19 protein-coding genes are annotated in these 19,712 nt (G+C 64.2%); 8 read left to right on the top strand and 11 right to left on the bottom strand.

What is annotated here, in order from left to right; genetic code table 11:
* Window positions 1–20 precede the first annotated feature (20 nt).
* The 4 genes from dbpA to ABB26_RS01895 all read left to right on the top strand — a co-directional run bounded on the left by dbpA (window position 21) and on the right by ABB26_RS01895 (window position 4,675).
* A complete protein-coding gene (gene dbpA / locus ABB26_RS01910; RefSeq protein ID WP_057631881.1) occupies window positions 21–1,397 on the top strand; it encodes an ATP-dependent RNA helicase DbpA in 1,377 nt (458 codons plus the stop codon).
* A gap of 36 nt (window positions 1,398–1,433) precedes the next feature.
* Window positions 1,434–2,522, top strand: a complete 1,089-nt coding sequence (locus ABB26_RS01905; protein ID WP_057631880.1) for a histidine kinase — start codon at window positions 1,434–1,436, stop codon at window positions 2,520–2,522.
* Window positions 2,519–3,232: a LytR/AlgR family response regulator transcription factor gene (locus ABB26_RS01900; protein ID WP_057631879.1), complete on the top strand. Its 714-nt coding sequence runs from the start codon at window positions 2,519–2,521 to the stop codon at window positions 3,230–3,232. Before ABB26_RS01905 ends, ABB26_RS01900 begins: the two co-directional genes overlap by 4 nt.
* A gap of 117 nt (window positions 3,233–3,349) precedes the next feature.
* Complete coding sequence (locus ABB26_RS01895; protein WP_057631878.1) at window positions 3,350–4,675, top strand: acyl-CoA thioesterase/bile acid-CoA:amino acid N-acyltransferase family protein; 1,326 nt, start codon at window positions 3,350–3,352, stop codon at window positions 4,673–4,675.
* A gap of 4 nt (window positions 4,676–4,679) precedes the next feature.
* Here the strand turns inward: ABB26_RS01895 and ABB26_RS01890 are convergent, their stop codons facing one another.
* From ABB26_RS01890 to ABB26_RS01865, 6 genes are all read right to left on the bottom strand, one after another.
* On the bottom strand, window positions 4,680–5,009 hold the full coding sequence (locus ABB26_RS01890; protein WP_057631877.1) for a hypothetical protein: 330 nt from the start codon (window positions 5,007–5,009) through the stop codon (window positions 4,680–4,682).
* Between the two features lie 48 nt (window positions 5,010–5,057).
* Window positions 5,058–5,840, bottom strand: a complete 783-nt coding sequence (locus ABB26_RS01885) for a thioesterase family protein (RefSeq protein ID WP_057631876.1) — start codon at window positions 5,838–5,840, stop codon at window positions 5,058–5,060.
* Between the two features lie 34 nt (window positions 5,841–5,874).
* On the bottom strand, window positions 5,875–6,405 hold the full coding sequence (locus tag ABB26_RS01880) for an adenine phosphoribosyltransferase (protein WP_057631875.1): 531 nt from the start codon (window positions 6,403–6,405) through the stop codon (window positions 5,875–5,877).
* 22 nt (window positions 6,406–6,427) lie between these two features.
* Window positions 6,428–7,990, bottom strand: coding sequence for a protein adenylyltransferase SelO (locus ABB26_RS01875; protein ID WP_057631874.1), 1,563 nt, complete (start codon window positions 7,988–7,990; stop codon window positions 6,428–6,430).
* Between the two features lie 30 nt (window positions 7,991–8,020).
* On the bottom strand, window positions 8,021–8,713 hold the full coding sequence (locus tag ABB26_RS01870; protein ID WP_057632015.1) for a glutathione S-transferase: 693 nt from the start codon (window positions 8,711–8,713) through the stop codon (window positions 8,021–8,023).
* 139 nt (window positions 8,714–8,852) lie between these two features.
* On the bottom strand, window positions 8,853–9,062 hold the full coding sequence (locus ABB26_RS01865; RefSeq protein ID WP_057631873.1) for a cold-shock protein: 210 nt from the start codon (window positions 9,060–9,062) through the stop codon (window positions 8,853–8,855).
* A 319-nt stretch (window positions 9,063–9,381) separates the two neighbouring features.
* Between ABB26_RS01865 and ABB26_RS01860 the strand changes: the two genes are divergently transcribed.
* Window positions 9,382–9,852, top strand: coding sequence for a YaiI/YqxD family protein (locus ABB26_RS01860; protein WP_057631872.1), 471 nt, complete (start codon window positions 9,382–9,384; stop codon window positions 9,850–9,852).
* An 11-nt stretch (window positions 9,853–9,863) separates the two neighbouring features.
* Here the strand turns inward: ABB26_RS01860 and ABB26_RS01855 are convergent, their stop codons facing one another.
* Complete coding sequence (locus ABB26_RS01855) at window positions 9,864–10,763, bottom strand: pseudouridine synthase (protein ID WP_057631871.1); 900 nt, start codon at window positions 10,761–10,763, stop codon at window positions 9,864–9,866.
* A gap of 42 nt (window positions 10,764–10,805) precedes the next feature.
* Here ABB26_RS01855 and ABB26_RS01850 point away from each other — a divergent pair, with 42 nt between their 5' ends.
* The 3 genes from ABB26_RS01850 (at window position 10,806) to ABB26_RS01840 (ending at window position 14,730) form a co-directional block, all read left to right on the top strand.
* The gene (locus ABB26_RS01850) at window positions 10,806–11,354 is read left to right on the top strand and encodes a YaeQ family protein (RefSeq protein ID WP_057631870.1); all 549 of its coding nucleotides are present in this window, start codon (window positions 10,806–10,808) and stop codon (window positions 11,352–11,354) included.
* A gap of 67 nt (window positions 11,355–11,421) precedes the next feature.
* Complete coding sequence (locus ABB26_RS01845) at window positions 11,422–12,552, top strand: BaiN/RdsA family NAD(P)/FAD-dependent oxidoreductase (RefSeq protein WP_057632014.1); 1,131 nt, start codon at window positions 11,422–11,424, stop codon at window positions 12,550–12,552.
* Between the two features lie 105 nt (window positions 12,553–12,657).
* A complete protein-coding gene (locus ABB26_RS01840) occupies window positions 12,658–14,730 on the top strand; it encodes a GGDEF/EAL domain-containing response regulator (RefSeq protein ID WP_057631869.1) in 2,073 nt (690 codons plus the stop codon).
* A 184-nt stretch (window positions 14,731–14,914) separates the two neighbouring features.
* Here ABB26_RS01840 and fabV read toward each other — a convergent pair whose 3' ends face one another.
* The 4 genes from fabV to yajC all read right to left on the bottom strand — a co-directional run bounded on the left by fabV (window position 14,915) and on the right by yajC (window position 19,642).
* Window positions 14,915–16,174: an enoyl-ACP reductase FabV gene (gene fabV, locus ABB26_RS01835; protein WP_057631868.1), complete on the bottom strand. Its 1,260-nt coding sequence runs from the start codon at window positions 16,172–16,174 to the stop codon at window positions 14,915–14,917.
* Window positions 16,175–16,380: 206 nt separating this feature from the next.
* Complete coding sequence (gene secF, locus ABB26_RS01830) at window positions 16,381–17,349, bottom strand: protein translocase subunit SecF (protein WP_057631867.1); 969 nt, start codon at window positions 17,347–17,349, stop codon at window positions 16,381–16,383.
* A 61-nt stretch (window positions 17,350–17,410) separates the two neighbouring features.
* Window positions 17,411–19,255, bottom strand: coding sequence for a protein translocase subunit SecD (gene secD, locus ABB26_RS01825; protein WP_057631866.1), 1,845 nt, complete (start codon window positions 19,253–19,255; stop codon window positions 17,411–17,413).
* Between the two features lie 60 nt (window positions 19,256–19,315).
* The gene (yajC, locus tag ABB26_RS01820; protein WP_057631865.1) at window positions 19,316–19,642 is read right to left on the bottom strand and encodes a preprotein translocase subunit YajC; all 327 of its coding nucleotides are present in this window, start codon (window positions 19,640–19,642) and stop codon (window positions 19,316–19,318) included.
* Window positions 19,643–19,712: the final 70 nt, after the last annotated feature.

Genomic DNA, 19,712 nt, shown 5'->3' with positions numbered 1-19,712 from the left:
CTTTTCTGCGAAAATGCCCCATGAATGATTTCTCCTCCCTGCCGCTGTCCCCGGCACTCGCTCCCGGCATCGACGCGCTGGGCTACACCTCGATGACTCCCGTGCAGGCACTGAGCCTGCCGCCGATCCTGGAGGGCCGTGACGTGATCGCGCAGGCCCCCACCGGCAGCGGCAAGACCGCCGCCTTCGGCCTGGGCCTGCTCAACCGGCTTGATCCGGCCACCAGCCGCACCCAGGCACTGGTGCTCTGCCCCACCCGCGAACTGGCCGACCAGGTCGGCAAGCAGCTGCGCAAGCTGGCAACCGGTATTCCCAACCTCAAACTGCTGATCCTCACCGGCGGCATGCCGCTGGGTCCGCAGCTGGCCTCGCTGGAAGCGCATGACCCGCAGGTCGTGGTCGGCACGCCCGGCCGCGTGCAGGAGCTGGCACGCAAGCGCGCGCTCAACCTCGGCCAGGTGCGCACCTTCGTGCTGGACGAAGCCGACCGCATGCTCGACATGGGCTTCGAGGAGCCGATCCGCGAGATCGCCGGCCGCACCCACAAGGAGCGCCAGAGCCTGCTGTTCTCGGCCACCTTCCCCGAAGAAATCCGTGAGCTGGCGCGCGCGCTGCTCAACGAGCCGGTGGAAGTGACCATTGATGGCCAGTCCGAGGCACCGGCCATCCAGCATCTGTTCTTCGAAGCCGAGCCCGCACAGCGGCAGAAGGCACTGGGCGGCCTGCTGCTCAAGTACACGCCCGAATCCGCCGTGGTGTTCTGCAACACCCGCAAGGACGTGGATGAAGTGGCCAACTCACTGTGCCAGTTCGGCTTCTCGGCGCTGGCCCTGCATGGCGACATGGAGCAGCGTGACCGCGACGAAGTGCTGCTGCAGTTCTCCAACCGCAGCTGCAACGTCTTGGTGGCCAGCGACGTGGCCGCGCGCGGCCTGGACGTGGAAGACCTCGCCGCCGTTATCAACTACGAGCTGCCCACCGATATCGACACCTACCAGCACCGCGTGGGCCGCACCGGCCGTGCCGGTCGCCGTGGTCTGGCAATGAGTCTGGTCAGTGGCCGCGAACGCAACCGCGCCGACGCACTGGAAGCAGCACAGGGCAATCCGTTGAACTGGCAGAAGACGCCGCTGGCCACCGCGCGCCCGGCCGAGCTGCCGCAGGCGGCGATGACCACGCTGCGCATCGATGGCGGCAAGACCGACAAGCTGCGTGCCGGCGACATCCTCGGCGCGCTGACCGGCGATGCCGGCCTGCCGGGCAAAGCCATCGGCAAGATCGATATCTTCGCCACCCGCTCCTATGTGGCCATTGCCCGCGAACAGGCTGGCAAGGCGATCTCGCGCCTGGAAGCAGGCAAGATCAAGGGCAAGCGCTTCCGCGTCCGCAAGATGTAAGCGACGGCGCCGCCCAGGCGCCGCGCCACAGCCCAGATGCAACCGGCATCCACTGCCAGCACCGACCATGCACCGCGCCACGGGACGCTCAACGTTCCGTGGCGCTGGATCATTGCCGGCTGGCTGCTGCTTACCCTGCTGACCTTGCCGGCCGTACACCTCACCAGCCCCTCCAGCGACAAGCCGCTGCTCGTTTCGTTGCTCACGGCCTGCATCTTCCTGCTTGGCATCTACCTGCCCTGGGTGCTGGCCACGCCGGTGTTGTGGCGGTTGTGCAACCGCTGGCCATTGGGACTGGGCAAGGATGCCAGGGCCATCAGCCGATTGCTGTTGATCGGCGCGCTGGCGATCCCCGTGCTATCAACCAGCGGCTGGCTGTTGGGCTTTTTTCTGTCTCAACAGCTGCAGCCCAACGCACTGCCCGCAGGCTGGCAGCGCGCGGTGCTGGCAACCAGCCTGTTCGCGTTGCCGACCTACTTCGCCGTCATCGGCATCGGCCAGACTTTGGCCTATGTGCAGCGGTACCGGCGTCGCGGCGAACTGCTGGCGCAGGCACGGCAGGAAACCCTCGCGGCACGCCTGAACCATCACTTCCTGTTCAACGCACTCAACGCAATCGGCAGCCTCGGCTACCGCGACGCGGCCCGTGCCGATGCCGCGTTGGCGCAACTGGGCGAACTGCTGCGCAACCTGCTGGACAGCGCGCCACTGATCACCTTGCGCGAGGAAGTGGCGAACACCATGGCCTTCGTGGAACTGCAGCAACTGCTGCAGGATCATCCCCGGCCATTGCAGTTGAGCGCGACCGCCGACGCCTGGCAGGCGACGGTACCGACGCTGTTGCTGCAACCGTTCATCGACAACGCGCTCCGCTTCGCGGCTGCGCCCGGCGCACCGGACGACGCCATCACACTGGCGATGGATGTGCAGGACGAAACACTGCAAATCCTGCTCACCAATCCGTGTGGCGACGCCGGCACCGGGCTGGGCATCAGCCTGCAGGACAGCCGCGAGCGGCTGCAGGTATTGCATGGCGAACGCGCTTCGGTGCTGATCCAACGCAACGGCCAACACTGCCGCACCTGGATTCGCCTGCCACTGCAGGCTGCAGCGGGGGCCACATGATCCGCGCGCTGCTGGTGGATGACGTGCCGCTGGCACGCGACAAGCTGCGCCACCTGCTGGCCGCACACTGCGACATCCATATCAGCGGCGAAGCAAGTGACATCGCGCAGGCCCGCCAACTGCTCGCACAGGCACCGGTTGACCTGGTACTACTGGACATACAGATGCCGGGCGACAACGGCCTGCGGCTGGCCGAACAGCTTTCCGCGCCCACGCCGTTGATCATCTTCACCACCGCCCATGCCGAGCATGCAGTGGCGTCTTATGCCGTGGGTGCGGTCGATTACCTGCTCAAGCCACTGGATGCCTCACGCCTGGCCCTTGCGCTCGACCGCGCCCGCCAGCGCCTGGCGCGTGATCGCATCAACACACCGCAGCCGCTGTGTGTCCGCAACGCCGGCAGCGTCACCTACATCGCACTGCACGACATCGACTACATCGACAATGCCGGCCACTACGCCTGTGTACATGTCGGCCGCCAGGTGCACCTGCTGCGCGATAGCATCGGCCGCCTGGCCGAGCAACTGGCTGACGCCGGCTTCATACAGATACAGCGTGCGGTGATCGTCAACCGCGCTCGGGTCCGCACGCTGGAACCTCGCCGCAACGGCGATGCCACGCTGGTTCTGATCGACGGCACCAGCCTGCCGCTCAGCCGCATGTACCGCGCTGCGTTCGATGCGGGCATGCAGGAACCCGCGCGAACCTGATGCTGTCCGCACGGCTCGTGCCAACCGCCGCACGACTCACGCCAGAAATGCCGTAGACCACTGTGAAGCAACTGCCTGCACCGCCACCATCTCGGCTCTCCAACATTACACATCGTCATGCGCCGATTTCTGTTCGCCTCCCTGCTGCTGTCCTGCACGGCCCCCGCCCTTGCCGCGCGCCTGATTGCCACGCCCGTTGACGGACCGGCTGATCAGCCTGTGCACATGAGCGTGGACGGCCTGTTGCCGACGCAGCCGGTGCAGTTGCGTCTTTCAATGCGCGACGGTCGCGGTGTCGAGTGGACCTCCCAGGCCCGCTTCCGCGCCGACATGACCGGCAGCGTGGATACGGCAAACGCGGGCGCCGAGGCTGGCAGCTATGCGGGCGTCGATGCGATGGGCTTGTTCTGGTCAATGCAGCCGGAACACGGACGTGGCCAACCCACTCCGCTGCCCATGGTCGCCAGCGCGGATGGCCTGCTGCATGAATCTGCGCGCTTCCATCTGCAGGCGTTCGTCGACGGAAAACTGGTCGGCGAGCAGACCCTGCTCCGCCGCATCAACAGCCCGCTAGTGCGCGCCGAGCCGCTGCAGCTGGAAGGCGTGGTCGGCAATCTCTATTACCCGGCCGGCGCACTGGAGGATGGCAACCCACATCCGGTAATCATTACCCTGGGCGGCGCGGAAGGCGGCATCAGCACCGCCAACTACTACGCGGCGTGGCTGGCCTCCAACGGCTTTGTGGCCGTGGCTGTCGCGTACTACCGCATGCCGGGCCTGCCGAGTGATCTGGTACGGGTACCGATTGATCCGGTCGGCCGCGCCGTGGACTGGTTGCGCACGCAGCCGTTCACCGGCCGCGTCGGAGTGATGGGCGGTTCATGGGGCGGCATCGTGGCAATGGCCGCCGCCGCGCATGATCCGCGCCTGCAGGCGGTGGTGTCGTGGGTCGGCAGCCCGGCCCCGTTCCGTGGCATCCGTCGCGACGTACCGCCGGCCGACTTCAGGGCGGTGGATCTTCCGGCGCTCAGCTTCAAGGGCCGCGACCTGCCCTTCCTGCCGTATCTGGAAGACATCGACTGGAACCAGCCGGGAGTGCACGCAGCCGCACTGGAACACGCCACCCTGCCCATCGAACGCATCAACGGCCCGTTGCTGCTGGTTGCCGGTGGCGATGACCAGCTCGGCGCATCCGGCGAGATGGCCGCGGTGGCACAACGGCGGCTGCAGCGCCGTGACGCGCCGCAACCGGACGTGTTGCTTTACTACTCCGATGCCGGCCACCTGATCTCGCAGATGTACCAGCCCACCACCTTCCGGCACGACACCGGACCCTACGTTCCGGTCGGCGGCACGCCCGCCGGCTACGCACGGGCAGATCGCGAAAGCGGGCCGGCGGTGTTGGCGTTTCTTCGCAAGGCGCTCACCGGGAAATCGGAGTGAACGATCAGGCGATGGTGCGGCGCCTACCCGCCGCACCCATCACGACGGCATCAATGACGAGCAGCGCCGCCAGTGCGACTCCCTCGCCCACGCCGCGATGGATCAACAACAGATACACGCCAACGCAGGCGGCCAGTCCACACAGGCCCCAGCCCCAGCGGACCCGATTACGGGATCGCCAGGCCTGAATCCAGCCCAGTACCGCCACCAGCCAACCGAAGGCCAAGGCCCATCGATCCAACGCCGGGGCGAACTCATAGACATTGCAGATCACGAACCAGCCGCTCCAACCAAGCATCGCCATCAACAGCATCAACGTGCCGAAAACCCGCATGTCCTCTCCCCATGGAATCCCGCGCCGATCATTGCCCGTCGCACGCGGTCAGGCAAATACCGCCACGCTCTGCCGGCCACGCATCAGCAACTGCCCTTCTTCATTCCAGACATGCATGTCCTGCGACGAATAGCCGTCACGCGCATGTTCACTGAAGGAACGCAGCAGGAACCATTCACCTGCCGGCACCGGTTCCAGCAGATCAAAACTCCAGTTGATCGAACTGATCGGCGCAGGCGCGGTGAAGCTGGTGAATGCGGCGGGCGGCAGCGCATCGGCCATGGCCACCAGCGCCACGGCCGGATCCACGCCGCGGGCGTCGTCGTGCCGCATCCAGATCAGCAACTCCGGATGCGCCGCACCTGAAACCGGCAACGCGCCGCCGGCCGGGCGCATCTGGAAGTTCTGGGTGAACGCCGGTGCGAACGGCATTTCCGACAGTTTGAACTCAGGACAAGCCAGGGGCCTGCCAACGGGCGGCTGCGCGCAGAAGTCATGGGCGATGGCACTGTCACGCGCGCGGCCAAATACCAGAATCAACCGCGCCGCCAGCACCCCGTCGGCATGCACGTCGACGCCGAACGTCACCACCGATTTACCCTCACGCAGCACCTGCGGCACGAACGTCAGCAGCCCAACCGCCGGCCCGATGAAGGACACCTGCACTGATCGCAACGGCGGCATCGACGTCGGATACGTCCGTATCGCCGCGACCACACCCAGAGCAGTGATGATGCCGCCATACGCGGTGCGCCCCTGCCGCCAGCTGTCGGGCAACAACAGTCCCTGCGTCGGATCGAAGGACGACAGCAGCTCACTCAAACTCGGCATGGCGACTCCAGTGAAATCAGGGAATACGTAAGGCTCAGTAAACCAGCGTGGCCTGCAACGGAACACTGGCAGGCAGGCGTGCACGTCCGCCAAGCCCATCCAGCTCCACCAGCACCGCCGCGCCCAGCACCTCGGCTTGCAGCTGCCCGGCCAGCAACAACGCCGCAGCCAGCGTGCCGCCGGTGGCAAGCACGTCGTCAACCAGCACCACGCGGGTGCCCGGGGCAATGGCACCGGCACAGACCTCGATGCGGTCGCTGCCGTACTCCAGCGCGTATTCCTGCTTCAACGTCAGCCCCGGCAACTTGCCCGGCTTGCGTACCGGCACGAAACCGGCATCCAGCTCCAGCGCCAATGCCGCGCCAAGGATGAAGCCACGTGCCTCCACGCCAAGCACCGCCTGTACACCGGCATCACGCCATGGCGCGGCCATCGCCTTGATCGCCGCTCGCAGTCCGTCGGCATCGGCCAGTAGTGGCGTGATGTCCTTGAACAGGATGCCGGGCTTGGGGAAATCGTTTACGTCACGGATTGCGTGGGACCACGCAGGGTAGGAAGTCGTCATATCGAATCACTAAGAGAAGAGATCAGGAACTGCACGAAAGCATCGAGCAGCCTGCACGTTCGCGCGCCCATTCCGGGCGCTTGCGGGCGTAGGCCTCGCGACCGGGTTGTTCGTCACAAGGATGCCGCATCACGTCGAGCAACTCCGTGATGCCGGCCGGATCGCCACGTTCGGCACGATCAATGGCTTCCTGTGCCAACCAGTTGCGCAGCACATATTTGGGATTGGCGGCATGCATGATGCGACGGCGCTCGTGCTCGGACTGCCCGGATTCAAGCACGCGGTGCGCATGGCGCTGCAGCCACTCCTGCAACGCAGGCAATACCTGCGCACGCGCCTCGGGCGAGTAGAAGGATTCGTCCAGCACTGCCACGTCCGGCGCAGCCGGCGCCACATCCGCCAGCGCCCGGAACGCGAGGGTCATGTCCATCTCGCCCTGCTGCAGCAACTCGCGGAACTGCGCCATCAGTGTTTCGTCACCGTCACGAAATTCACCCAGCCCCAGCTTGGCGACCAGGTGTGCACGGTCTTCGACCTCATAGCGCTCACGGAAGGCATCCAGCCCCGCCTGCAACGGCTGTGCCTCGGCGAACAACGGCGACAACGCCTGCGCCAGACGCACCAGATTCCAATACGCCACCTGCATCTGCGTACCGAAACGGTAACGACGGCCCTGCGCATCGGTGGTGTTGGGGGTCCAGTCCGGGTCGTAGTTTTCCACCCAGCCGTAGGGGCCGTAGTCGATGGTCAAACCGAGAACGGACATGTTGTCGGTGTTCATCACGCCGTGCACGAAACCCACCCGCATCCACTGCGCCACCATCACTGCGGTACGCGTACAGATCAACTCGAACCAGCGCGCGAAACGCTCCTCACCCGCATCGGTCAGTTCAGGGAAATCACGCGCGATGCAGAACTCGGCCAACTGCCGCAGCAACGCAACATCACCGCGCGACGACGGCAACTCAAAACTGCCAAAACGGATGAACGACGGTGCCACCCGGCACACCACCGCGCCCGGCTCGGCCTGCGGATGGCCGTCATAGAACATATCGCGCATCACCGCCTCGCCGGTCGCAACCAGGCTCAAGGCGCGTGTGGTCGGCACGCCGAGGTGATGCATGGCTTCGGAGCACAGGAACTCGCGGATCGACGAACGCAACACCGCGCGACCATCGGCACCACGCGAATACGGCGTCGGCCCCGCGCCCTTGAGCTGCAGCTCCCAACGCTGCCCATCGACCACCAGCTCACCGAGCGAGATCGCACGGCCATCGCCCAGCTGCCCGGCCCAATGGCCAAACTGGTGACCGCCATAGTTCGCCGCCCACGGCTGCATGCCGGCATACAGCGCATTGCCGGCGAACACCTCGGCGAACTGCGGCGCATGCACCATTGCCGCATCAAACCCCAACAGCGCGGCAACTTCCGGCGAATGGGCAAGCAATTTCGGCGCAATGACAGGCGTGGGCGCAATCTGCGACCACGCCGCACCCAGCACCTCACGCCGACGCGGCCCGGTCTCGGTATCGCCGGGCAATTCACGCAGGAAACGGTTATCGAAATGCAGGTTCACGTTACTCATCAGATAGATGTGGGTGGGGAACACCCGGGTTCAACGTCCAGCCGCTGCCAGATCCAACGGGCCACCGCGCAGTTCCGCGCGCTGGTAGGCCGGACGCGCGACGATACGTGCAATAAAACCGCGCAGACGCGGATATTCATCCAGGCTCCCATTGCGCGACGCAGCGGCCTGGATCGGAAAACTCATTTGAATATCGGCAGCGGTGAAGCGCTCGCCGGCAAACCACTCCGACTTGCCCAGTTCGGCCTCCATCCAGTCCAGATGCAGCTTCAACTGCGGGCTGATGAAACCCTGCATCGCCTTGTCGGCAATCATCCGCGCGACCGGCTTGATGAAAAACGGCATCGGTGCCTTGCGCAGACGCGCGAATACCAGCGCCATCAGCAACGGCGGCATCGCCGAACCTTCGGCGTAATGCAGCCAGTAGCGGTAGCGCAGTCGTTCGGTGGCCTGCGGCGGCATCAGCTGCGGCGACACGCTGCGCTCGCTGTCATAGCGATCGGCGACGTATTCGAGGATCGCCCCGGACTCGGCCAACACCAGTCCCTGATCTTCCAGCACCGGCGACTTGCCCAACGGGTGCACAGCGCGCAACGCCTTGGGCGCCAGCCATGTCTTCGGGTCGCGCTGGTAGGTCACCAGCTCATACGGCAGGCCAAGCTCTTCGAGCATCCACAGCACCCGCTGCGAACGCGAATGGTCCAGATGGTGCACCTTGATCATGAGCAGTCCTGCGATTGCCAGCGGCCATCGTACCCGCCCGGCCGGAACAGCAGCGTCGTTGCTGCGCAAAGCACAATAGAAAACGCCGGAAGCTTTCGCTTCCGGCGTTCTTGGCTACCTTACGGTGGCGGGGGGTCGATTAGACCGCCTGCACCTGGTCAGCCTGCATACCCTTCTGACCCTGGACGGCGACGAAGGTAACCTTCTGGCCTTCCTGCAGGGTCTTGAAGCCGTTGCCCTGGATGGCACGGAAGTGCACAAACAGGTCCGGGCCGCTTTCCGGGGTGATGAAGCCGAAGCCCTTGGCATCGTTGAACCACTTAACCGTACCGGTCTGACGATCAGACATTTACAAACTCCTGAAACATTAGTTGAAAAAATCGCAGCCACCGGGTATCGGGGCCGAGACTGAGTTGCAGGCGTTGGTAAAGCGGATCGATGAGCGGATCGGTTAGATCAACTGCATCAGGCCACGATTCACGGTGACCCTTGCAAGCACAGTGGGATGAAAGATACGCGGCTTTTGCCGAAAAAGCGATAAATACCGTATTCATCTACTACGACTTGTTCATCACAATCAATAACCCACGCAAATTCATTGACTTGGCCGCGTTTTCGTCAATTTCCCGACGCCTCTCCCAAACCGCGCCAACCGATAGACTGCGCAAATGGAACTCCCAACCCCCGCTCCCCGCATCTGGGTGGACGCCGATGCCTGCCCGGCCGTGATCAAGGAAATCCTGTTCCGGGCTGCCGAACGCGCCCGGATCGAAACGGTCCTGGTCGCCAACCAATGGCTGCGCACCCCGCCGTCCCGCTTCATCCGCTCCCTGCAGGTGGCCGGCGGCCCGGATGTGGCCGACGACGCCATCGTCGAACGCCTCGCTGCCGGCGACCTGGTGGTAACCCAGGACATTCCACTGGCGGCTCGCGCATTGGAGAAAAACGCCGTGGCGCTCAATCCCCGCGGCGAGCTTTACACCGCCAACACCATTGCCGAACGTCTGTCGGTCCGCAACTTCATGGAGGAGCTGCGCGGTGCCGGGGTTCAGACCGGCGGCCCCGCCACCTTCCACCCGCGCGACCGCCAAGCGTTCGCCGCACAGCTGGATCGTTGGCTTGCGCAACAAAACCACTGACGCCTCGGCGCTCAACCCGCCGGCATCACCAACCCCAGACCGCTGCTGAAACGCCGGGATTCGCCAGTCAACGGGTCAACGAACGCCAGCTCCCGCGCCAGCAGCTGCAACGGCACGCTGTAGTCGGTGGCATCGCGCGGGCGATATGCCGGATATAGATCGTCCCCGGCAATCGGCGCCCCAAGCGCCGCCATATGTACGCGCAACTGATGCTTGCGGCCGGTGATCGGCTGCAAGCGGTAACGCCAGAGCGGGCCGGCAGTCCCGATCACGTCGATGCCGGTCAGCGCATTTGGCGCACCCGGGGCTTCGGTCATGCAGTGAAAAGGTTCACCGGGCACCATGCGGCTGTGCCGCTGCAGCGGGAACGTCAGCGCCGGCAAGGCTGGCGCCAGCGCTTCATAGATCTTGTCGATGCAGCGCTCGCGGAACAGCGATTGATAGGCCGCGCGCGTTTCGGGGCGAGTGGAAAACAAAACCAGCCCCGCCGTCAGCCGATCCAGCCGATGCAACGGCACCAGATCCCGGTTACCGGTGCGCGCCACCAGCCGCGTCAGCAGCGTTTCGCGCACATGTCGCCCGGCTGGCATGACCGGCAGAAAGTGCGGCTTGTCTGCTACCAGCAGGTCCGCATCCCGATGGAGGATGGCTTCCTTGAAGGGAATTTCCGGTTCGTCAGCCACTTCGCGGAAATAGCGGATTTCCAGCCCCACCTGCCAAGGCTGCCCGGGCAGCAACGCCCTGCCCTGCGCATCCTGCACCCGGCCGCGCGCGAAACGGTCCAGCCACCGTTCGCGGGTGATGCGCGGAAACCGGGCGCAAAGCCCGTCCAGCAGGCAGGCCCAGTCACCAGGCGGCAATTGCAGGCGACTGGGAGCCGCTGCGTCAGTGGTCGATTCAAACGTGGTCATGACGCAACCATTATCATGGTGCTCTTTGTTTCTGGTGTACCCATGGCCCTCACCGCCACCATCCGCAAGGCCGAACTGCAGATCAGCGACATGGACCGCGGCTACTACGCGACCCACAACCTGACCCTGGCCCAGCATCCTTCCGAAACCGACGAGCGCCTGATGGTGCGCCTGCTGGCCTTCGCCCTGAATGCCGGTGACCGCCTGGAGTTCGGCCGCGGCCTGAGCACCGACGATGAGCCGGACCTGTGGGAACACGACTACACCGGCGACATCGCGCAGTGGATCGACCTGGGCCACCCGGACGAATCGCGCATCCGCAAGGCATGCAACCGCAGCGGCCGCGTGCAGGTCATCAACTACGGCGGCAATGCTTCCGATATCTGGTGGCAGAAGCAGAGCAAGCACCTCACCCGCTTCAACAATCTGTCGGTCCTCGACCTGCCCGGCGCGTTCGTCGAGTTGTGGAGCACCCAGATCCAGCGGGCAATGCGCTGGAGCGTGTTGATCCAGGACGGCGAGGTGCAGCTGATCAACGACCAGATGCAGCTGGATGTGATTCCGACCTGGCGCAAGCCGAAGGCGGAGTAAGCAGTCCGTGGCAAGTACGACGATCCGCTGTGACGTATTGGTCATCGGCGCCGGCGCGGCCGGGCTGATGTGTGCGCTTACCGCAGGCCAACGCGGGCGGCTGGTGCAGGTGATCGACCACGCCAACAAGCCGGGCAAGAAGATCCTGATGTCTGGTGGCGGCCGCTGCAACTTCACCAACACCGGCACCACGCCGGCCAACTTCCTGTCGGCCAATCCGCATTTCTGCAAATCGGCACTGGCGCGCTATACGCCGGGCGATTTCATCGACATGGTGGAACGCCACGGCATCGCCTATCACGAGAAGGAACTGGGCCAGCTGTTCTGCGACATCTCCTCCAAGCAGATCGTGAAGATGTTGCTGGACGAATGCACCAACGCCGGCGTGCAGGTGCGTACCGACTGCGGCGTGCAGGACATCGAGCGTGGCGCCGACGGTTTTCGCGTACAGACCGCGCACGGCCTGTTCCATTGCGCCTCATTGGTGATCGCCACCGGCGGTCTGTCCATCCCCAGCATGGGTGCCAGCGGCTTCGGCTACGAGGTGGCACGCCGCTTCGGCCATGAGGTGCTGCCGACCCGCGCCGGACTGGTGCCGCTGACGCTCAGCGGCAAGCACCAGGAACGTTTCGCCGACCTCAGCGGCGTCGCCCTGCCGGTGGAAGCGCGCTGCAATGGACAGAGCTTCCGCAACTTCATGCTGCTCACCCACCGTGGCGTCAGCGGGCCCGCGATCCTGCAGATCTCCTCGTACTGGCAACCCGGTGACGACCTGCGGCTGGACCTGCTGCCCGGGCAGGATGCCAGCGAATGGCTGCGCACGATGAAGCGCGAGCGCGGCGCCTCGGAGCTGCGCACGGTGCTTTCGGAAGTAATGCCACGCCGCTTGGCATTGCGCCTGTGCGAACAGTGGCTGGACGACAGACCGGTGCGCCAGCTCGACGAGCGCGCCCTGAAAACCACCGCCGACCTGCTCAACAACTTCCCGCTGGTGGCCAGCGGCAGCGAGGGCTACCGCACCGCCGAAGTCACCCTGGGCGGCGTGGACACCCGCAAGGTGTCCTCTTCGACCATGGAGTCCCAAGTGGTGCCCGGGCTGCATTTCATCGGTGAAGTGCTGGACGTGACCGGCTGGCTCGGTGGCTACAACTTCCAATGGGCGTGGGCCTCCGGGCATGCGGCCGGACTAGCAGTTTGAGACTGCGATCCGGTATTGCGTCGGAATTCCGGCACATCAACCGGTTCGCGCATAGACGCCACGCCCGCCCTTCGTGTATTAAACCCCGTCTCCCGGGAGTACTGAATGCAGAACGCCAAAGACATCACCTTGCGCCTGCTGATCGTTGACGACAGCGCCGAGAGCGCCGAAGCCATCGTCAGCGCGCTGCGCAACAGTGGCATCGCGGTGCGTCCTTTCCGGCCGCAGAATCCGGCGGAACTGGCCCAGGCCGTTGCCACCCAACCCATCGATCTGGTCTTGGCGGCCGCCTCCTACAGCATTCCGCAGCTGCTGCTGACCCAGCAGATCGCCGCCAGCGGCAAGGACATTCCGATGATCCTGCTGGCCGACCAGGTCGACGCCCAGAAGCTGCTGGAATCCGCCGCCAACGGCATCCGCGCCATCGCCCTGCGCCAGCAGCCGGATCATCTGCTGTCGGTGGTACGCAATGAATGGATCGACCTGCAGGCACGCCGGGGGCTGCGCCGCATCGAAGTACAGATGCGCGAGACCGAGCGCCGCTGCGATGCACTGATCTCCTCCTCGCGCGACCCCATCGCCTACATCCACGAGGGCATGCACATCCGCGCCAACGAGGCCTACCTGGACATGTTCGGGTACGAGGCGTTCGAGGACGTGGAAGGCATCTCGCTGCTGGACATGGTGGCGCCGCAGCACGTCGAGGATTTCAAGAACCTGCTCAAATCGCTGAGCAAGGGCGAAACACCGCCGCCGCAGTACGAAGCACATGCGCGCAACCAGGACGGCGACACCTTCCCGGCGACAATGGAATTCACCGCCGCCACTTATGAAGGCGAGGCCTGCTTCCAGGTCGTGTTCCGCCGCCGCGAGGAGTACGACCCCGAACTGGCGCGCGAAGTGGAAGAACTGCGCCAGCGTGACCAGGTCACCGGACTGCTCAACCGCCCGACCTTCATGGTGCACCTGGAAAACGCGGTGGCGCAGGTCAGCCGCAGCGATGGCCAGTACGGCTTCCTGCTGGTCGAGCCGGACCATTACGCGCGACTGCTGCCGGACATCGGCCTGGATTCGGCCGATGCGCTGATCGCCGCGATGGGACAGCATCTGGCGTCCACGCTGGGCGATGACGCACAGCTGGCGCGCTTCGGCGAGCACAGCTTCGCCCTGCTCACCCAGGGCCAGTACACACACACCACCGACATGGCCGAGCGCGTACGCAAAGCGTTTGCCTCGCATGTGTTCAGCATTGGCGAACGCTCGGCCACGGTCACCGTCAGCATTGGCGGTGTGCAGGTCGGGGAGAAGATCGCCAGCGTCGGCCAGGTGTTGAACCGCGCCAACGACTGCACCCGTGCGGCGGTGGAACTGGGCGGCAACACGGTCAAGGTGTTCGATCCGGGTGCGGCTGACCGCGTCGAGGAAGAACGCATCCAACGCTGGGTGCAGCGCATCCGCGAAGCCATCAGCGGTGACGGTTTCCAGCTGCGCTTCCGTCCGGTACTGAACCTGATGGGCGAGCCGCTGCAGCTGTACGACACCTCGTTGCTGATGGAAAACAACGGCGAGCTGATCGGTCCGAGTACGTTCCTGCCCATCGCCCAGGACCATGAGCTGCTGGCGCCGATCAACCGTTGGGTGGTGGCGAACGCCATCCGTGCACTGGGCGAGCGTCGCCGCGCCGGACATACGACGCACCTGATGCTGCGCATCACCCCGGAGTCGTTCTCCGATGCCGCGCTGCTGCAGGTCATCCGCGATGGCCTGCAGGCCGAGGGCGTCGATGGCGGCCAGCTATGGCTGCAGATTCCCGAGGCCAAGGTGTTCACCCATCTGCGCAACGCGCAGCAGTTCCTGGCGGCGGTGGCGGCGATGGGCTGCAAGGTGGGTCTGGAGCAGTTTGGTTCGGGGCTGGATTCATTCCAGCTGCTGGCCCACTTCCAACCGGCCTTCCTCAAGCTGGACAGCAGCTTCACCGCTGACCCGGCACTGGCCAAGGAGCAGCTGGAGAAGACGCAGGAAATCACCGCCCGGGCACAGTCGGCCGACATCCGCACCATCGCCGAGTTCGTGACCGATGCGGCGACGATGAGCTTGTTGTTCAGTGCCGGGGTCGATTACGTGGAAGGTGATTTCGTCGGGCCGCCGACGGCGCAGATGGATTTTGAGTTCAATTGAGGAGGGGTTGGTGGTTTGGTGGCTCGCTGATTTGTTGGTTTTCAGATTCGCGGATTCGCTGGCGGGAAGCTTGCCCTCCACACGGAAAACAACTCTCAGCACTGAAAGCAGCTCCAACTCCTGAAGCCCCAAACAAGAAGGCCGCGCAATGCGCGGCCTTCTTGTTTCCAGCAAAACCCGACGATCAGACCTCGACGATCCCCGGGATCGCCACATCCGGATTCACGTCGGCGTCGTAATCCACGCCGTCGATACCAAACCCGAACAAGCGCAGGAAATCCGCCTTGTAGCCGGCAAGGTCGCTGATCTCGTACAGGTTTTCGTTGGTCACCTGCGGCCACAGCTCCAGCACCTTGGACTGCACTTCCGGCGCCATTTCCTTGTAGTCCGCACGCAGGCGACCTTCGCCGTCCACCAGTGCGATCTCACGCCCCTTGCCGTCGACCAGTGCGTGGCGGATGTGGTCAGCTGCATTGCTGCTGCCCTGCGCGCCGTTGTAAAGGATGTCGTACAAGGTATCCAGCTGCTCGATGCAGCCTTCATGCGTGCCCTGCTCTTTCATCACCTTGAACAGCAGCGACAGATACAACGGCATGGTCGGGATGGCCGAGCTGGCCTGGGTCACCACGGCCTTGAGCACAGACACGCGTGCGTCACCGCCGATGGCCTGCAGCTTGCTGCGGATATCCAGCACCTTGTTGTCCAGGTCCTTCTTGGCTGCGCCGATGGAGCCGTTCCAATAAATGGCCTGGGTGATCTCTTCGCCGACATAGGTGAACGCGGTGGTGGTCGCGCCCGGGGCCAGCACGCCGGCTTCCAGCAGCGCGTCGATCCACATCTGCCAGTCTTCGCCACCCATCACCTGCACGGTGCCGGCGATCTCTTCGGCAGTGGCCGGCTGCAGCGTGGTCTCGGTCAGCACTTCCTTGTCCGTATCCAGACCACGCAGGGTGATCGGCGCGCCGATCGGCTTGAGCGTGGAGGTGATGATTTCACCGGTCTTCGGATGTTTGCGACGCGGCGCGGCCAGGCTGTAAACCACCTGATCCACCTGGCCGAGGTCGGCCTTGATGATCTCGATGACTTTCTGCTTCACCTCATCGGAGAACGCATCGCCGTTGACGCTGCGTGCGTACAGGCCGGCCTGGTGTGCGTACTTCTCGAACGCAGCCGAGTTGTACCAGCCTGCAGTACCCGGCTTGGTCTCGCTGCCCGGGCGTTCGAAGAACACGCCCAGCGTGGCGGCGTCGCTACCGAAAGCGGCCTTGATACGTGCAGCCAGGCCATAGCCGGTCGATGCCCCCAGTACCAGCACCTTCTTAGGGCCGTTGGTCAGCTTGGGCTGGGCAGCGATGTAGTCGATCTGCTCCTTGACCGCCGCGTCGCAACCGGTCGGATGGGTGGTGACGCAGATGAAGCCGCGCACACGCGGTTTGATGACCATGAAAACCTCAACTAGGTAAGCAGGAAAACAACGACGCCTGACGGCAGCAGGGATCACCGGCAGACGCTGAACCGGGAGGATCGTAGTGTGCGCCCGCAGCGAACACAACCGACGCCACCGCATGGAATTCTTCGCCGGGCCGGCTGGGCCCGGCAAAAGAAAAGCCGCGCTGGGCGCGGCTTTTCTGCGTATCGAGGGCTGAACCGTCAGGGACGACGGGCCAGCTCTTCCTCGTCGCGGGCCTTGGGCAGCAGGTCCTGCTTGCTGACCTTGAACGGGCCGATGCTCAACAACGGCACCGCCACGATGACCGAGGAAATAACCACGATCACCGCACCCACCATGTGGGTTTCGGCCAGGCCTTCCATCGACTCGCCGCCATAGATGTACAGCGCCAGTGCCGACAGGAAGAACAGCACCGCGGTGATCACCGTACGCGACAGCGTCTGGTTGATCGAGCGGTTCAGCACTTCCAGCGAATCCACGCGCAGGCTGCGGAAGTTCTCACGCACGCGATCGAACACCACGATGATGTCGTTGATGGCAAAGCCCATCACCGACAACATACCGGCCAACACGGTCAGGTCGAACTCGCGGCCGACCAACGACATGTACGCCACGGTCAGGATCAGGTCGAAGAACGCGGTGATGCTGGCCACCATCGCGAACTTCCACTCAAAGCGCGCGGCGATGTAGATCAGGAAGCCGATCACCATGAACAACGTGGCGTACACGCCGTTCATCGCCAGGTCCTTGCCCACCTGCGGGCCAACGAACTCGCCGGGCTGCACCGTGGCCACATTGTCGGCCGTGGTCACTGCCTGACGGACTTTCTCAGCCACCTGCTGCGCGGCATCGGCGGCGTTGTTGTGTTCGCCGTCCGGCTGCAGACGGATCATCACGTCGTTGCCGCCACCCACGCTCTGCACCTGCGCGTTCTCAAAGCCGGCCTTGGCCAGGCTTTCACGCACGTCATCGGCGTTGATGGTCTTTTCAAAGTGGGTACGCACCACGGTGCCGCCGGTGAACTCCAGCGCGTAGTTGAAACCCTTGAAACCAATGATCGCGACCGAAACCAGCAACAGGAACACCATCAGCGCAAGCACGGGCTTGCGGTGACGCATGAAGTCGATGTTGGTGTCGTTCGGGACGATATGAAGCGGAAACAGTTTCATGCAAGGATTTTCCTTAAAAAACCCGCACACGGATGTGCGGGCTTTTGCGAAGGGATTCGCTTTAGATCGCTACGGACTGGAGCTTCTTGCGGCGACCATAGATCAGCACCGCCAGTGCACGCGACACGGTGATCGCAGTGAACATCGAGGCGAAAATACCGATGATCATGGTCAACGCGAAGCCCTTCAGCGGGCCGGTACCAAACGCGTACAGCGCGACGCCGACGATCAGGCCGGTAAGGTTGGCGTCGAGGATGGTGCCCGAGGCCTTCTCATAACCGGCGGCAATGGCGGCCTTGGCCGGCATGCCCAACCGCAGCTCTTCACGGATACGCTCGTTGATCAGCACGTTGGCATCCACCGACAGGCCCACCGACAACGCCAAGCCGGCGAAGCCAGGCAGGGTCATCGTTGCGCCGAACATCGACATCACCGCGACCACGATCAGCAGGTTGAACAGCAGCGCCACCGAGGTGATCGCGCCGAACATGCGGTAGTAGATGGTGAAGAACACCAGGGTGAACACGAACGAGAACACCACCGCCTTGACGCCGCGATCCACGTTCTCCTTACCCAGGCTCGGGCCAATCACGTATTCCTCGACGAAGTCCATCGGTGCGGCCAGTGAACCGGCGCGCAGCAGCTTGGACAGGCTGTCGGCCTCGGTCTTCTCCAGGCCAGTGGTCTGGAACTCCTTGCCGAACACACCATTGATGTTGGCCACCGAGATCACTTCTTCCTTGACGCGGAAGCTGCGCTGCTCTTCGCCATTGACCACGGTCACCTGCGGAATGCGCTCGGTGTACACCACCGCCATCGGCTTGCCGACATTGCCGCTGGTGAAATCGAACATGCGCTGGCCGCCGACACTGTTCAGCTTGACGCTGACGGCCGGCATGCCGTTCTGATCAGTGCTGGTCGTGGCCGAAACCATCTGGTCACCGGTAACGATGGTGCGCTTGTTCAACAGCACCGGGTTGCCGTTACGGTCGCGGTACAGCTTGGCTTCCGGCGGGATGCGACCACTGGTGACGGCGTCCTGCGCATTGCCATCCACCACCGCACGGTATTCGAGCGTGGCGGTCGCACCGATCATGCGCTTGGCTTCGGCCGTGTCCTGCACGCCCGGCAGTTCGACCACGATGCGGTCTTCGCCCTGGCGCTGGATGATCGGCTCGGCAACACCCAGCTCGTTGACGCGGTTGCGCAACGTGGTCAGGTTCTGCTCGATGGCACCGGAGGCGATCTGGGTCATCTCCGTCTGCGGCACGCTGATGGTGATGCGGTCACCGTTCACCGAGTAGGTGAAGGTCGGCTGCGCCTTGGCCAGCGCAGCCCTGGCCTTGTCGGCATCGGCGGCATTGGCCAGGGCGACCTGGATGTCGCTCTCGCCGCGACGCTCCACCGAGCGGTAAGACACACGGTTGTCACGCAGCGTGGTGCGCACGTCTTCGGTGAACGCCTCGAAGCGCTTGTCCACCGCGGCTTTCTGGTCGACCTGCAGGGCGAAGTGAACACCGCCCACCAGGTCCAGGCCCAGCACCATCGGCTTGCCGCCCAGATTGGACAGCCAATCCGGCACGGTCGAAGCAAGGTTCAGGGCAACCGAGTAGTTCTCACCGGTCGTATCACGCAGCACCTGGGCGGCCTTGGACTGCGCGTCAAGCGAGGACAGGCGGACGATCAGGTTGTTCTCGCCCTCCTCTTCCACCGACTTGGGCACAACGCCAGCTTCGGTCAGTGCAGCGGTGACGCGCTGCTTGAGTGCGTCATCGACCTGCCCGCCACGGCTGGCGGTGATCTGTACGGACGGATCCTTCTGATAGATGTTTGGCAGCGCGTACAGCGTGCTGACCGCCAGGACGATCAGGATCAGGAAGTACTTCCAGCGTGGAAATTCGAGCATTGCGGATTCCTGCGTGACGCCTTCCCCGGCGTCACGACATGACGGAAAGGAAACTCAGTCTCAGGCAGCAGACTTCAGCGTGCCCTTGGGCAGGACGTTGCCGACGGAAGCCTTCTGCACGCGGATGCGGACGTTGTCGGCCACTTCCACGGTGATGAAGTTGTCGCCGATGTCGGTGACCACGCCAGCGATGCCGCCGGAGGTCAGCACTTCGTCGCCCTTGGAGATCTTTTCCAGCATCGCCTTGTGTTCCTTCTGGCGCTTCATCTGCGGGCGGATCATCAGGAAGTACATCACTGCGATCAGCGCGATCGGCAGCAGGAAGGTGCCCATGCCCGGGGCCGGAGCGGCCTGTGCGACGGGGAGGAAGATAGCCATCAGATTCATCTTGTGTCCTTGGTGTTGGGCGGCAACCGGCCCGGCCTGGGGCCGGAAGTCACCACGAAACGGGGGTCAG

Source organism: Stenotrophomonas humi, assembly GCF_001431415.1.
Classification (GTDB): domain Bacteria; phylum Pseudomonadota; class Gammaproteobacteria; order Xanthomonadales; family Xanthomonadaceae; genus Stenotrophomonas; species Stenotrophomonas humi.
This window is presented reverse-complemented; position numbering and strand designations above follow the sequence as displayed.

What these genes read in the sequence shown, in the direction of transcription:
- dbpA (WP_057631881.1), top strand. Translation starts at nt 21, where the DNA reads ATGAATGATTTCTCCTCCCTGCCGCTGTCCCCGGCACTCGCTCCCGGC.
- ABB26_RS01905 (WP_057631880.1), top strand. Translation starts at nt 1,434, where the DNA reads ATGCAACCGGCATCCACTGCCAGCACCGACCATGCACCGCGCCACGGG.
- ABB26_RS01900 (WP_057631879.1), top strand. Translation starts at nt 2,519, where the DNA reads ATGATCCGCGCGCTGCTGGTGGATGACGTGCCGCTGGCACGCGACAAG.
- ABB26_RS01895 (WP_057631878.1), top strand. Translation starts at nt 3,350, where the DNA reads ATGCGCCGATTTCTGTTCGCCTCCCTGCTGCTGTCCTGCACGGCCCCC.
- ABB26_RS01890 (WP_057631877.1), bottom strand. Translation starts at nt 5,009, where the DNA reads ATGCGGGTTTTCGGCACGTTGATGCTGTTGATGGCGATGCTTGGTTGG.
- ABB26_RS01885 (WP_057631876.1), bottom strand. Translation starts at nt 5,840, where the DNA reads ATGCCGAGTTTGAGTGAGCTGCTGTCGTCCTTCGATCCGACGCAGGGA.
- ABB26_RS01880 (WP_057631875.1), bottom strand. Translation starts at nt 6,405, where the DNA reads ATGACGACTTCCTACCCTGCGTGGTCCCACGCAATCCGTGACGTAAAC.
- ABB26_RS01875 (WP_057631874.1), bottom strand. Translation starts at nt 7,990, where the DNA reads ATGAGTAACGTGAACCTGCATTTCGATAACCGTTTCCTGCGTGAATTG.
- ABB26_RS01870 (WP_057632015.1), bottom strand. Translation starts at nt 8,713, where the DNA reads ATGATCAAGGTGCACCATCTGGACCATTCGCGTTCGCAGCGGGTGCTG.
- ABB26_RS01865 (WP_057631873.1), bottom strand. Translation starts at nt 9,062, where the DNA reads ATGTCTGATCGTCAGACCGGTACGGTTAAGTGGTTCAACGATGCCAAG.
- ABB26_RS01860 (WP_057631872.1), top strand. Translation starts at nt 9,382, where the DNA reads ATGGAACTCCCAACCCCCGCTCCCCGCATCTGGGTGGACGCCGATGCC.
- ABB26_RS01855 (WP_057631871.1), bottom strand. Translation starts at nt 10,763, where the DNA reads ATGACCACGTTTGAATCGACCACTGACGCAGCGGCTCCCAGTCGCCTG.
- ABB26_RS01850 (WP_057631870.1), top strand. Translation starts at nt 10,806, where the DNA reads ATGGCCCTCACCGCCACCATCCGCAAGGCCGAACTGCAGATCAGCGAC.
- ABB26_RS01845 (WP_057632014.1), top strand. Translation starts at nt 11,422, where the DNA reads ATGTGTGCGCTTACCGCAGGCCAACGCGGGCGGCTGGTGCAGGTGATC.
- ABB26_RS01840 (WP_057631869.1), top strand. Translation starts at nt 12,658, where the DNA reads ATGCAGAACGCCAAAGACATCACCTTGCGCCTGCTGATCGTTGACGAC.
- fabV (WP_057631868.1), bottom strand. Translation starts at nt 16,174, where the DNA reads ATGGTCATCAAACCGCGTGTGCGCGGCTTCATCTGCGTCACCACCCAT.
- secF (WP_057631867.1), bottom strand. Translation starts at nt 17,349, where the DNA reads ATGAAACTGTTTCCGCTTCATATCGTCCCGAACGACACCAACATCGAC.
- secD (WP_057631866.1), bottom strand. Translation starts at nt 19,255, where the DNA reads ATGCTCGAATTTCCACGCTGGAAGTACTTCCTGATCCTGATCGTCCTG.
- yajC (WP_057631865.1), bottom strand. Translation starts at nt 19,642, where the DNA reads ATGAATCTGATGGCTATCTTCCTCCCCGTCGCACAGGCCGCTCCGGCC.